The 12604-nt window shown below is 70.9% G+C and carries 11 protein-coding genes; 6 read left to right on the top strand and 5 right to left on the bottom strand.

The window, feature by feature from the left end; translation table 11 throughout:
- Window positions 1-97: 97 nt before the first annotated feature.
- The 5 genes from ABIB53_RS10515 to ABIB53_RS10495 all read right to left on the bottom strand — a co-directional run bounded on the left by ABIB53_RS10515 (window position 98) and on the right by ABIB53_RS10495 (window position 5805).
- A complete protein-coding gene (locus ABIB53_RS10515) occupies window positions 98-802 on the bottom strand; it encodes an ABC transporter ATP-binding protein (RefSeq protein WP_240341679.1) in 705 nt (234 codons plus the stop codon).
- A 5-nt stretch (window positions 803-807) separates the two neighbouring features.
- The gene (locus ABIB53_RS10510) at window positions 808-1728 is read right to left on the bottom strand and encodes an ABC transporter ATP-binding protein (protein WP_083968863.1); all 921 of its coding nucleotides are present in this window, start codon (window positions 1726-1728) and stop codon (window positions 808-810) included.
- Window positions 1725-3446 carry a branched-chain amino acid ABC transporter permease gene (locus ABIB53_RS10505; RefSeq protein WP_354588111.1) on the bottom strand — a complete coding sequence of 574 codons (1722 nt, stop codon included), beginning with the start codon at window positions 3444-3446 and terminating at the stop codon, window positions 1725-1727. Before ABIB53_RS10505 ends, ABIB53_RS10510 begins: the two co-directional genes overlap by 4 nt.
- Entirely contained in the window at window positions 3443-4426 is a 984-nt protein-coding gene (locus ABIB53_RS10500) for a branched-chain amino acid ABC transporter permease (RefSeq protein ID WP_123091694.1), read from the bottom strand. The genes ABIB53_RS10505 and ABIB53_RS10500 overlap by 4 nt, the downstream gene beginning before the upstream one ends.
- 140 nt (window positions 4427-4566) lie before the next feature.
- A complete protein-coding gene (locus ABIB53_RS10495; RefSeq protein WP_068276026.1) occupies window positions 4567-5805 on the bottom strand; it encodes a branched-chain amino acid ABC transporter substrate-binding protein in 1239 nt (412 codons plus the stop codon).
- A 201-nt stretch (window positions 5806-6006) separates the two neighbouring features.
- On the opposite strand from ABIB53_RS10495, the gene ABIB53_RS10490 reads away from it, so the two are divergent.
- From ABIB53_RS10490 to gap, 6 genes are all read left to right on the top strand, one after another.
- Window positions 6007-6438, top strand: coding sequence for a Rieske (2Fe-2S) protein (locus ABIB53_RS10490; protein ID WP_123091695.1), 432 nt, complete (start codon window positions 6007-6009; stop codon window positions 6436-6438).
- A gap of 44 nt (window positions 6439-6482) precedes the next feature.
- Window positions 6483-8495 carry an excinuclease ABC subunit UvrC gene (uvrC, locus tag ABIB53_RS10485; RefSeq protein ID WP_068276019.1) on the top strand — a complete coding sequence of 671 codons (2013 nt, stop codon included), beginning with the start codon at window positions 6483-6485 and terminating at the stop codon, window positions 8493-8495.
- Window positions 8492-9409 carry an RNase adapter RapZ gene (gene rapZ, locus ABIB53_RS10480; protein ID WP_123091697.1) on the top strand — a complete coding sequence of 306 codons (918 nt, stop codon included), beginning with the start codon at window positions 8492-8494 and terminating at the stop codon, window positions 9407-9409. Before uvrC ends, rapZ begins: the two co-directional genes overlap by 4 nt.
- Window position 9410: 1 nt before the next feature.
- Window positions 9411-10421, top strand: a complete 1011-nt coding sequence (locus tag ABIB53_RS10475; RefSeq protein ID WP_123091698.1) for a gluconeogenesis factor YvcK family protein — start codon at window positions 9411-9413, stop codon at window positions 10419-10421.
- Window positions 10422-10430: 9 nt separating this feature from the next.
- Window positions 10431-11411, top strand: a complete 981-nt coding sequence (gene whiA, locus ABIB53_RS10470; protein WP_068276011.1) for a DNA-binding protein WhiA — start codon at window positions 10431-10433, stop codon at window positions 11409-11411.
- A 173-nt stretch (window positions 11412-11584) separates the two neighbouring features.
- A complete protein-coding gene (gap, locus tag ABIB53_RS10465) occupies window positions 11585-12592 on the top strand; it encodes a type I glyceraldehyde-3-phosphate dehydrogenase (RefSeq protein ID WP_068276008.1) in 1008 nt (335 codons plus the stop codon).
- Window positions 12593-12604 lie beyond the last annotated feature (12 nt).

The raw sequence follows: 12604 nt of genomic DNA, 5'->3' as shown, positions 1-12604 counted from the left end.
CCCGCCTCGTCGCGACCGCCCTGACCCGACCGCCGGGCACGACGACGGGGCCCCACCGGATGATCCGGTGGGGCCCCGTCGTCAGCGGTGCGGGTGCTCAGTCCTCGCCGAGGTAGGCCTTGCGCACCTCGTCGCTCGTCAGCAGCTCCTCGCCGGTGCCCTCGGTGACGATCTTGCCGACCTCGAGCACGTAGCCCTTCGTCGCGATCTTCAGGGCGGCCCGGGCGTTCTGCTCGACGAGCAGGATCGTCGTGCCCTGCTCCTGCAGGGTCGTCACCGTGCTCATGATGCGCTTCATCATCAGCGGGGACAGACCCATCGAGGGCTCGTCGAGCATGAGCAGCTTGGGGCGGCTCATCATCGCCCGGCCCATGGCGAGCATCTGCTGCTCGCCGCCGGAGAAGGTGCCCGCCGGCTGCTTCGAACGCTCCCCGAGGATGGGGAAGAGCTCGTAGGCGGCCTTGAGGTCCTTGCGGATGCCGTCGTCCTTGCGCCCGTAGGCACCGAGGAGGAGGTTCTCCTCGACGCTCATCCGGGGGAAGATCCGCCGGCCCTCGGGGGAGTGGGCCAGGCCCAGACCCACGATGTCGTGCGCGGGCACGGTGGAGATGTCCTGACCCTGGTAGAGGATCTGGCCGGCCACCGGGCGCAGCAAGCCCGAGATCGTGCGCAGCGTCGTCGTCTTGCCGGCACCGTTGGTGCCGATGAGCGAGACGACGTCGCCCTCGTCGACGGTGAAGGAGATGCCCTTGACCGCCTGGATCTTGCCGTAGGCGACCTTGAGGTCCTTGACCTCGAGCATGGGGCTCATCGCCGCTCCTCCTCGGGCTCGTGCCCCTCGTTCTGCTCGGGCAGCTCGCCCTCGGCGCGCAGCACCTCGATCTCCTCGTCGGTGAGGTCGGACGTGTCGATCTCGTCGTCGTCCGCACCGCCGATGTAGGCCTCGATGACGCGCGGGTCGGACTGGACCTCACCGGGGGAGCCCTCGATGAGGGTCTCGCCCCGGACCAGGCAAAGCACCCGGTCGCAGAGGTTGAAGATGAACCGCATGTCGTGCTCGATGACGACGACGGCCATGCCGAGGTCGCGGATCCGGAAGATGAGGTGCATCGCCTCTTCCGTCTCCTTGGGGTTCATGCCCGCCGTCGGCTCGTCGAGCAGGATGACCTGCGGGTCGGTCGCCAGGGCGCGCGCGATCTCGAGCTTGCGCTGCTCGCCGTAGGGCAGGTTGCGCGCGAGGCTCTCCGCCTTGTGGTCGAGCCCGACGAAGTCGAGCAGCTCGTGCGCGCGACGCAGGCTCTCCGCCTCCTCCTTGCGGAACTTCGGTCCCCGGATGATCGACGTGAAGGCCATCGAGGTCGTGCGGCAGTACCGCCCGACCATGACGTTCTCGAGCGCCGTCATGTTGTTGAAGAGCCGGATGTTCTGGAAGGTGCGCGCCATGCCGGCGGTGACGACCTCACGGGGTCGCGGCGGGAGCCGCTTGCCCTGGAGGGTCACCTCGCCCGAGGTGGGCTTGTACATGCCGGTGAGGCAGTTGAAGAAGGTCGTCTTGCCGGCACCGTTGGGTCCGATGAGACCGACGATCTCGCCCTCGTGGACGGTGAAGGAGACGTTGTTCACGGCCGTGAGACCGCCGAACCTCATGACGATGTCGCGCGCCTCGAGCACGACCTCGCCGGTCTCGGCGGGGGTGCGCTGCGGGGTGTCGCTCACGGTGGTGCTCATCGGGTCTCCTCCTCGATCGCGAGATTGCGGTCCTCGAGGACCTCGGCCAGCTCCTCGTCGTCCTCGTGGAACTCGAGCTGGCGGCGCCTGCTCGCGACGAGGCCCTCGGGGCGGAAGCGCATCATGAGCACGAGCAGCAGCCCGAAGAGCAGCAGCCGGTACTCGCTGAAGAAGCGCAGCTTCTCCGGCATGAGCTTGAGGACCACCGCGCCGAGGATGACGCCGGCGATCGTGCCCATGCCGCCGAGCACGACCGCGGCGAGCAGGAAGGCCGACTCGAGGAACTGGTACTGGTCGGGCGTCACCGAGGTGTCGTAGTGCGCCTTGACCGTGCCCGCGATGCCGGCGAGGAAGGCACCGCCGGCGAAGGCGAGCAGCTTGAGGCCGAAGACGTTGACGCCCATGGCCTCCGCCGCGCGCTCGTCCTCGCGGATGGCGACCCAGCCGCGCCCGATCCGGCTGTTGTTCATCCGCGCGAAGACGAGGATGAAGATGCCGGTGAGCAGGAGCATGAGCAGGTAGTAGTTCGCCGCCCGGCTCAGCTCGATGCCCGCGACGGTGTGGGTCGCCCCGAAGTCGAACCCGAAGATCTTCAGGTTCGGGATCGCGGTGACGCCGTTGGGCCCGTTCGTGAGGTCGGGGCCGTTGTTGCCGTCGAGGTTGAACATCGTCAGACGGAAGATCTCGCCGAACGCCAGGGTGACGATGGCGAGGTAGTCGCCGCTGACCCGCAGCGTCGGCGAGCCGACGATGAGGCCGAGGAAGGCCGAGAAGAGCCCGCCGATGAGCGCGGTGACGATGAAGGGCGGGTGCCAGTCGATCTGCGAGGACGCCGCGCCGGACAGGATCGCGCCGACGTAGGCACCGGCGCCGAGGAAGGCGATGTACCCGAGGTCGAGCAGACCGGCGAGGCCGACGACGATGTTGAGGCCGATGGCGGTCGTGGCGAAGATGAGCACGCCCGTCGCGATCGACATGTTGATCTCGGACCCGTCCTGGGTGAACGGGAAGAGGAAGGCCGCGGCGAAGGCGCCCAGGGTGAGGACGTGGCGGTGACGCTGCGCGGCCGCCCCGACGTACCCGAAAAAGCCGGCCTTGGCCAGACCCGTCCCGATGACCCCGACGGTGACGAGGAAGAGGACGAAGACCCACGCGTCGTCGCGCCCGAGGGCGTACGCGGCGATGGCCAGGGCCACCGCGCAGATGATCGCGATGAGCGCGATCTCGACCGTGCTCGGCGCCTTGACCGTGAAGGCGTCGCGGGTGGCGACGAGCGGACGGGCGAGGACGCCACCGGCGAGGGTGAGCAGCGCGCCGAGGAGGGCGACGTACACCCCTTCGTTGGCGTTGATGAGACCGCCCGCCTGGACCGCGACCCCGACGAGGGAGAGCGCGGCGAAGGCCGTCGACCCGATGCCGAGCGCCAGCAGCGCCGGCCCGGCCGAGAACCAGCCGATGACGGGGGCGAGCAGGCTGCGCGAGAGCGCGACGACGAGCACGGTGATGCCGAGCAGCATCGCGAAGATCTGCAGGCTCACCGGCCAGAAGCGGATGCTGATGTCGCCGAAGATCGGCTCGTAGGACCAGGACAGCAGACCCGAGACGAGCAGCAGGGCGCCGCCGACGAGACCGAGGATCACCCCGAGGCCGGAGCGGTCCGCCGGGGCCGAGGCCTCGGCGTGCTGGGGGTGCTGAGGAGCTGTGGTTGCGGTGCTCATGCGCGGTCGACCACCTTTGCGCCGAGGAGGCCCTGCGGCCGGAAGACGAGGATGAGGATGAGCAGGGCGAAGGCCCACACGTCCTTCCAGCTGGAGCCGCCGAACTGGTCGAGGCCGAAGGGCAGGAGGGTCGTGTACTGGGTCACGAGGGTCTCGACGACGCCGAGCACGAGCCCGCCGACGATCGCGCCCCAGATGTTGCCGATGCCGCCGAGGACCGCGGCCGTGAAGGCCTTGAGACCGGCGATGAAGCCCATCTTGAAGTTGATGTTCGTGTTGAGCAGGCCCTGCGAGACGCCGGCGATGGCGGCGAGCGCGGCGCCGATGGCGAAGGCCACGACGATGGTGCGGTCGACGTTGATGCCCATGAGGCGGGCGGTGTCGGGGTCCTGCGAGACGGCCTGCATGCCACGACCCGTGCGGGTCTTGGTGACGAAGTAGTAGAGCAGGGCGCCGCAGATGACGAGGCAGGCGATGGTGAAGATCGCCGCGCGCTGGATCGTCACGCCGAAGATCTCGAAGGCCGGGCCGGTGACGACGTCGATCTGCGGGAAGGGGATCTTCTGCTTCGCGCTCGGGAAGTCGAGCGGGTTGGCCTCGGAGACGATGAACGGCCGGTTGTAGAAGAGCCGGACGAACTCCTGGAGGAAGACCGAGATGCCGATGGCCGTGATGAGCGGGGCGAGACGCGGGGCGCCGCGCAGCGGCCGGTAGGCGACGCGCTCGGTGAGGACGGCGACGCCGACCGAGGCGATGATCGCGCCGATGACCATGACCGGCAGGATCCACAGGGCGGTCTGGCCCTGGAAGAGGATGAGGTAGGTGCTCAGCGCGCCGAAGGCGCCGATCATGAAGATCTCGCCGTGAGCGAAGTTGATGAGCTGGACGATGCCGTAGACGACGGTGTACCCGACGGCGATCAGCGCGTAGAGCGAGCCGATCGTCAGCCCGTTCACGAGCTGCTGCAGGAACAGGTCCACGAGGCCTCCTGGGTGTGGGGAGGGACGGGGGAGGGGGCGAGGGTGGCCCCGCGAGGTCGCCGTGGCGACCCGGGGACGGGGCGAGGGCTGTGCGCCCCCGCCCCGTCACCTGCTCGACGGCGAGATGCCGTCGCGCGGGATCACTTCTCGGTGAACTCCTCGGTGGAGACGTCGGTCCACTTGCCGTCCTTGACCTCGTAGGCCGTGAGGACGCGGGTCGTCGTGTCGCCGAACTCGTCGAAGGCGACCTTGCCGGTCGCGCCGTCGAAGGAGACGTCCTTCATCGCGTCGATCGTGGCCTGGCGAGCGCCCTCGACGTCGTCGGCGTCCTTGAGGGAGACCTTCATCGCCTCGATGATCGCGTTGGCCGCGTCGTAGGACTGGGCGCCGTAGGCCTCGTAGGGGTCGGAGTAGCCACCGGCCTCGTAGGCGTCGACGAAGGCCTTCGCCGAGTCGAGCTTCTCGGTCGGGGCGCCGATCGAGGTCGCGAGGTCGCCGTTGCTGTTCTTGCCGGCGAGCTTGACGAACTCGGGGCTGAAGATGCCGTCGCCACCCATGAGCGGGACGTCGAGGCCCTGGGCCTTCATCTGCTGGCTCAGCGGGCCGGCCTGCGGGTACTCGCCGCCGTAGTACACGGCCTTGGGGTTCTTGGCCTTGACCGAGGTGACGACGGCGTCGTACTTGTCGTCGTCGGGGTTGATCGTCTCGGCCGCCACGACCTTCCCGCCGAGCTTCTCGAACTCGGAGGTGAAGGACTCGACGAGACCCTGGCCGTAGGCCTTCTTGTCGTGGATCGTCGCGACCTCCTTGATGCCTGCCTTCTCGAAGAGGTAGCGCGCGGCGAAGGGGCCCTGGACGGCGTCGGTGGTGCAGGTGCGGAAGTAGTTCGCGTACGGCCGCTGCGGGTTGTCGGGGTCCTCGCCCTTGGTGAGGGAGACACCGGTGTTCGCCGGGGAGACCTCGACGATCTTCGCGGTGTTGAGGACCGGGGCGACCGTGCCGGCGACGGAGGAGTTGAGCGTGCCGACGACGCCGATGACGTCCTTGTCGCCCGCGAGCTTGGAGGCGGCGTTCTTGCCGACGTCGGGGTTGGCCTGGTCGTCCTCGGCCGCGACCTCGATCTTCCAGCCCTCGAGCTCACCGGACTCGTTGGCCTCCTTGACCGCGAGGTCGACGGAGTTCTCGATGCCCTTGCCGAGGGCGGACAGGTCGCCCGACAGGGGCGCGATGACACCGATCTTGACGACCTTCTCGTCGCCACCGCCGCCGCTGCCCGCGCCGTCGCCGCCACCGTCGCCACCGCGGGTCCCGCAGGCGGACAGTGCCATCGACATCGCGAGGAGCGTGGCCCCTGCTGAGATGACGGATCGCTTGGTCACGTTTCCTCCAGATGAAGAGATGCCGGGTCGTGCCCGGTGATCCACGACTGGCTCGTGGGCTGGCGTCAAGGTAGTGCGGTTCGTCGTCGGGCTGACCTCCCCATGCACGCACCGTGTCCGACCTGTTACCAGCGACGTCCTCCCAGGACCTGCACAGGCCGTTCGGGGCTCGTCCCTTGACAGCACTGCCAGGGTGGCGGCGTGAGCATTCACGAGCAGCCCCTGACCCGTCGTGCCGCCCTCGTCGTGCCCGCCGGCGGCGTCCTCGCCCTCTCCGCGTGCGGGGGTGACGGCGGGGGCTCGGGCGAGAGCACGAGCTCCTCGGCCGGCTCCGGTGACGCGGCCGCCGCCGGCGGGGTCTCCGTGCCGACGGCGGACGTCCCCGTCGGCGGCGGTGTCGTCCAGGACCGGGTCGTCGTCACCCAGCCCACCGAGGGCGAGTTCAAGGCCTTCGACGCGACCTGCCCCCACCAGGGCTGCGCCGTGGCGAAGGTCGAGTCCGGCACGATCACCTGCCCGTGCCACGGCAGCACCTTCGACGCCAGCACGGGCGACGTCACGGGCGGGCCCGCGCAGAAGGGCCTCACCGCGAAGGAGGCCACGGTCGACGGGGACACCGTCACCGTCGCCTGAGGGTCACCCCCTTCGCTGTCAGCCCGCCCGCCTAGGGTGAGCGGGTGGCCGACCCAGCGACCTACCGCCCTGCCCCGGGGTCGATCCCGACCGACCCCGGCGTCTACCGGTTCCGTGACGCCCACGGCCGGGTCATCTACGTCGGCAAGGCGAAGTCGCTGCGCTCGCGGCTGTCGTCCTACTTCCAGGACATCTCCGGGCTGCACCCCCGCACCGCGCGGATGGTGCGCACCGGCGCCTCCGTCGAGTGGACCGTCGTGTCGACCGAGGTCGAGGCGCTCCAGCTCGAGTACGCGTGGATCAAGGAGTTCGACCCGCGCTTCAACGTCAAGTACCGCGACGACAAGTCCTACCCCTACCTCGCGGTGACGATGTCCGAGGAGTTCCCGCGGGCGATGGTCATGCGGGGGAGCAAGCGCAAGGGGACCCGCTACTTCGGGCCGTACACCCACGCCTGGGCGATCCGCGAGACCCTCGACCTGCTCCTGCGCGTCTTCCCGGTGCGCACGTGCAGCAACGGCGTCTTCCGGCGCGCCCAGCAGGTCGGGCGTCCCTGCCTGCTCGGCTACATCGACAAGTGCTCGGCGCCGTGCGTCGGCCGGGTCGACCCCGACGAGCACCGCGCCATCGCCGAGGAGCTGTGCGACTTCATGGCCGGCAGCTCCGACCGCTTCGTGCGCCGGCTCCAGGCCCGGATGCGCGAGGCCTCCGCCGAGCTCGACTTCGAGGCCGCCGCACGGCTGCGCGACGACATCGGTGCGCTCACCAAGGCCCTCGAGAAGTCCGCGGTCGTCCTGCCCGACGGCACCGACGCCGACGTCTTCGCCCTCGCCGACGACGAGCTCGAGGTCGCCATCCAGGTCTTCCACGTCCGCGGCGGTCGCATCCGCGGCCAACGGGGCTGGGTCGCGGAGAAGGACGCCGAGACCCTCCCCGAGGTCGTCGCGCACCTCCTGCAGCGCGTCTACGGCGAGGAGGAGGTGCCGCGCGAGGTCCTCGTCCCGGTGCTGCCGGACGACCCCGACGCGATGACGCAGTGGCTGCGGACCCGGCGCGGCTCGCACGCCGACCTGCGCGTCCCGCAGCGCGGCGACAAGCGCGCGCTCATGGAGACCGTCGAGCGCAACGCCACCCAGGCGCTCGCGCGGCACAAGGTCGCCCGTGCCGGCGACCTCACGGCGCGCAGCCAGGCCCTCCACGACGTCCAGGAGGCGCTCGGCCTCGACGACGCGCCCCTGCGCATCGAGTGCTTCGACATCTCGCACATCCAGGGCCAGGAGGTCGTCGGGTCGATGGTCGTCTTCGAGGACGGCCTGCCCCGCAAGTCCGAGTACCGCCGCTTCGTCGTGCGCGGCGACGTCGACGGGCGCACCGACGACACCGCGGCGATGCACGAGGTGCTCACACGGCGCCTGCGCCATCTCGTCTCCGTCGACGAGCACGGCGGCGACCGCCCGGGCATCGACGACGAGACCGGCCGTCCTCGGCGCTTCGCCTACCCGCCGAACCTCGTCGTCGTCGACGGCGGCGCGCCGCAGGTGGCCGCCGCCCAGGCGGTCGTCGATCGGCTCGGCATCGAGGACGTCGCCCTCGTCGGCCTGGCCAAGCGGCTCGAGGAGCTGTGGCTGCCCGGCGAGGAGCACCCGGTGATCCTGCCGCGCAGCTCCGAGGGGCTCTACCTCCTCCAGCGGGTGCGCGACGAGGCGCACCGCTTCGCCATCACCTTCCACCGTCAGCGCCGCAGCAAGGCGATGACCGTCTCCGCCCTCGACTCGGTCCCGGGGCTGGGGCAGACGCGCAAGGCCGCGCTGCTCGGGCGCTTCGGCTCGGTCAAGCGGATCCGGGCGGCGAGCGTCGAGGAGCTCGCCGAGGTGCCCGGCATCGGCCCGGCGACCGCAGCCCGGATTGCGGCAGAGTTGGGCGCGCAGGCCCCCGAGCCGGCCGTCGACCCCCGCACCGGCGAGGTGCTCGACGACGCGCCCGCCCCGGTGGCGGGCGCCGACGCCGGGGCCGCAGCAGAGCAGGTCCCCATCCCAGAGCAGGAGGACGCACGATGAGCAGCGACGGTCCGCAGGAGCAGGGCCAGGGCGCCGACGAGCTGCCCGAGGTCTTCGTCGTCACCGGCATGAGCGGCGCGGGTCGCTCGACGGTCGCCAACGTCATGGAGGACCTCGGCTGGTACGTCATCGACAACCTGCCGACGATCATGCTGCCCCAGCTCGTCGAGCTGGCCACCGAGGCCGACGACGGCCGCGCGCAGGGCCTGCGCCCGCGCAAGGTCGCCATCGTCCTCGACATCCGGGCGCGAGGTTTCGCCGACCTCCACGAGTCGGTGGAGAAGCTGCGGGCGAGCGGCTGGACCCTGCGGCTGCTCTTCCTCGACGCCACCGACGAGGCGCTCGTGCGCCGCTTCGAGTCGGTGCGGCGCCCGCACCCGCTCCAGGGCACGGGCCGGCTGCTCGACGGGATCCAGCAGGAGCGCGCGCGCCTGGCGGACCTGCGCTCGTCGGCCGACCTCGTCATCGACACCTCGGGCCTTAACGTCCACCAGCTGTCGCGCAAGATCCACCCGCTCTTCACGACGACGGCCGGTCACAAGGTGCGCCTCGCGCTCATGTCCTTCGGCTTCAAGTACGGCGTCCCGCTCGATGCCGACTACGTCTTCGACATGCGCTTCCTGCCCAACCCCTACTGGGTCCCCGAGCTGCGATCGCACACCGGCCGCGAGGCCCCGGTCGCCGAGTACGTCCTGCGTCAGGAGGGAGCCGGCGACTTCCTCGACTCCGTCGAGCGGCTCCTCGAGCCGGTGATCGCCGGCTACCTGCGCGAGAACCGCAAGTACGTGACCCTCGCCGTCGGGTGCACCGGCGGCAAGCACCGCAGCGTCGCCGTCGCCGAGGAGCTGGCCTCCCGGCTCGCCGGCGAGGACGTCGAGACCTTCGTCGTCCACCGCGACCTCGGGCAGGAGTGAGATGACGGCCGCATTCACCCTCCCCGCGTCCATCACCCCCGAGCGTCACCTCGAGGTCGTCGCCCTCGGCGGCGGCCACGGCCTGGCTGCCTCGCTCACCGCGCTGCGCCACATCAGCGACGCCGTGACCGCCGTCGTCACCGTCGCCGACGACGGCGGCTCGAGCGGGCGGCTGCGCGAGGACTTCTCCGTGCTGCCCCCGGGCGACCTGCGGATGGCTCTCACCGCGCTGTGCGACGACAGCGACTGGGGCCACATGTGGTCGGCGGTCCTGCAGCACCGCTTCGACGGCGACGGCGACCTCGGTGGCCACGCCCTGGGCAACCTCCTCATCGTCTCGCTCTGGCAGCTCATCGACGACCCGGTCGCCGGTCTCGACCTCGTCGGACGACTGCTCCAGGCCCGGGGGCGGGTGCTGCCGATGTCGGCCGTCCCGCTCGAGCTCATGGCCCAGGTGCGCGGCGTCGACCCGGCCGACCCCGACGACCGCTCGACCGTCGTCGGTCAGGTCGAGATCGCGCGCACGACGGGGGTCGTCGAGTCGATCGCCGTCCTCCCGCACGACCCGCCGGCCCGCCCGGAGGCCGTCGAGGCCGTCCGCGGGGCCGACGCCGTCATCCTCGGCCCGGGGTCGTGGTTCACGTCCGTCCTCACGCACCTGCTCGTGCCCGAGCTGCGCCAGGCGCTCGTCGAGACCGACGCGCACCGCATCCTCACCCTCAACCTCGAGATGAGCACCGACGAGACCCAGGGCTTCTCCGCCGTCGAGCACATCGAGCGCCTGCGCAGCACGGCGCCCGAGCTCCACGTCGAGACGGTGCTCGCCGACCCCTCGGTCGTCGACGACCGCGAGGGCCTCGAGCGGGCCTGCGCGAGCATCGGCGCCGAGCTCGCCCTCTACGAGGTCGCGCAGCCGGGGCGTCCGGGGCAGCACGATGCGCTGCGGCTGGGTGCGGCGTACCGTGACATCCTCGAGCTGCCCCGGAGATCCCGGGGGAGCCGCGAGAGGTAGGACGCACGCATGGCGATGACCGCACGGGTCAAGGACGAGCTGAGCCGGCACGAGGTGACGAAGACCTGCTGCCGCAAGGCCGAGATCGCCTCGGTGCTGCGCTTCGCGGGCGGTCTGCACATCGTCGGCGGGCGGATCGTCGTCGAGGCCGAGCTGGACACCGCTCACGCCGCGCGTCGCCTGCGCCGCGACATCGCCGAGGTCTACGGCCACGAGTCCGAGCTGCTCGTCCTCGCCGCCGGCGGCCTGCGCCGCGGCACCCGCTACGTCGTGCGGGTCGCCCGGGAGGGCGAGGCCCTCGCCCGCCAGACCGGTCTCGTCGACGGCCGCGGGCGGCCCGTGCGTGGTCTGCCCCCCAAGGTCGTCGGCGGCTCGCAGTGCGACGCGGTCGCCGCCTGGCGCGGCGCCTTCATCGCCCACGGCAGCCTCACCGAGCCCGGCCGGTCCTCCTCCCTCGAGGTCACCTGCCCCGGTCCCGAGTCGGCCCTCGCCCTCGTCGGGGCCGCCCGCCGCCTCGGCGTGCCGGCCAAGGCGCGTGAGGTGCGCGGTGTCGACCGCGTCGTCATCCGGGACGGCGACGCCATCAGCGCCCTCCTCGTGCGCCTCGGGGCCCACGACGCCGTCCTCGCCTGGGAGGAGCGGCGGATGCGCCGCGAGGTCCGGGCGACCGCCAACCGGCTGGCCAACTTCGACGACGCCAACCTGCGACGCTCCGCCCGGGCGGCCGTCGCCGCCGGGGCACGGGTGCAGCGCGCGATGGAGATCCTCGGCGAGGACATCCCCGACCACCTCGAGCAGGCCGGCTCGCTGCGCGTCGAGCACAAGCAGGCCTCGCTCGAGGAGCTCGGGCGTCTCGCCGACCCGCCGATGACCAAGGACGCCGTCGCCGGCCGGATCCGCCGTCTGCTCGCCATGGCCGACAAGCGCGCCGCCGAGCTCGGGATCCCCGACACCGAGGCCTCGCTCTCGGCCGACCTCCTCGACGGCTGACACCCCCCTTCGCGCCCCTGCCCACCCCCTGTCGGCCACCCGCCGAGCACCTCCCGACCACCCGGCGTCCGCATCGCCGACCGGTGCGACGCACCTCACCCCGACCCCCTAGGGTGGAGGGGCACCCTGGGCCGCGCTGAGGCGGCCGACTCGACCACCTGAGAGGCATCACCGTGACCGTTCGTGTTGGGATCAACGGCTTCGGCCGCATCGGCAAGAACTTCTACCGCGCCGTGCTGGCGTCCGGCGCCGACATCGAGGTCGTCGCCGCGAACGACCTCATGGACAACAAGACCCACGCGCACCTGCTGAAGTACGACTCGATCCTCGGTCGCCTCGGCCAGGACGTCACCTACGACGACGACTCCATCAGCGTCGGCGGCAAGCGCATCCGCATCTTCGAGGAGAAGGACCCGGCGAAGATCGACTGGGCGAGCGAGGGCGTCGACGTCGTCGTCGAGTCCACCGGCTTCTTCACCGACGCGACGAAGGCCAAGGCCCACATCGACGGCGGTGCGAAGAAGGTCATCATCTCGGCCCCGGCCAAGAACGAGGACATCACCATCGTCATGGGCGTCAACGACGACCTGTACGACCCGCAGAAGCACACGATCATCTCCAACGCGTCGTGCACGACGAACTGCCTGGCCCCCATGGCCAAGGCGCTCAACGACGGTCTGGGCATCGAGCGCGGTCTCATGACGACCATCCACGCCTACACCGGTGACCAGCGCCTCCACGACGCCCCGCACAGCGACCTGCGTCGCGCCCGCGCCGCCGCGCTCAACATCGTCCCCACCTCGACCGGTGCGGCCAAGGCCGTCGCCCTCGTCCTGCCCGAGCTCAAGGGCAAGCTCGACGGCTACGCCCTGCGCGTGCCGGTCCCCACCGGCTCGGCCACCGACCTCACCTTCACCGCCGGTCGCGAGACGACCGTCGAGGAGGTCAACGAGATCGTGCGCAAGGCCGCGGAGTCCGGCCCGATGGCCGGCCGTCTCGTCTACACCGAGGACCCGATCGTCTCCAAGGACATCGAGACCGACCCGGCGAGCTGCATCTTCGACGCGGGCCTGACCAAGGTCATCGGCGACCAGGTCAAGGTCGTCGGCTGGTACGACAACGAGTGGGGCTACTCCAACCGCCTTGCCGACCTCTGCCTGCTCGTCGGCCAGAGCCTCTGACCCACCTCGGCT

Source organism: Janibacter sp. UYMM211 (assembly GCF_040547045.1).
In the GTDB taxonomy this organism is placed as follows: Bacteria; Actinomycetota; Actinomycetes; order Actinomycetales; family Dermatophilaceae; genus Marihabitans; species Marihabitans melonis.
Note: the sequence above shows the minus strand (reverse complement) of the source record. Positions and strands in the feature narration are given on the sequence as shown.

Excerpts from the sequence above, each read along its gene's own strand:
- ABIB53_RS10515 (WP_240341679.1), bottom strand. The coding sequence starts at position 802 with ATGCTCGAGGTCAAGGACCTCAAGGTCGCCTACGGCAAGATCCAGGCG.
- ABIB53_RS10510 (WP_083968863.1), bottom strand. The coding sequence starts at position 1,728 with ATGAGCACCACCGTGAGCGACACCCCGCAGCGCACCCCCGCCGAGACC.
- ABIB53_RS10505 (WP_354588111.1), bottom strand. The coding sequence starts at position 3,446 with ATGAGCACCGCAACCACAGCTCCTCAGCACCCCCAGCACGCCGAGGCC.
- rapZ (WP_123091697.1), top strand. The coding sequence starts at position 8,492 with ATGAGCAGCGACGGTCCGCAGGAGCAGGGCCAGGGCGCCGACGAGCTG.
- ABIB53_RS10475 (WP_123091698.1), top strand. The coding sequence starts at position 9,411 with ATGACGGCCGCATTCACCCTCCCCGCGTCCATCACCCCCGAGCGTCAC.
- whiA (WP_068276011.1), top strand. The coding sequence starts at position 10,431 with ATGGCGATGACCGCACGGGTCAAGGACGAGCTGAGCCGGCACGAGGTG.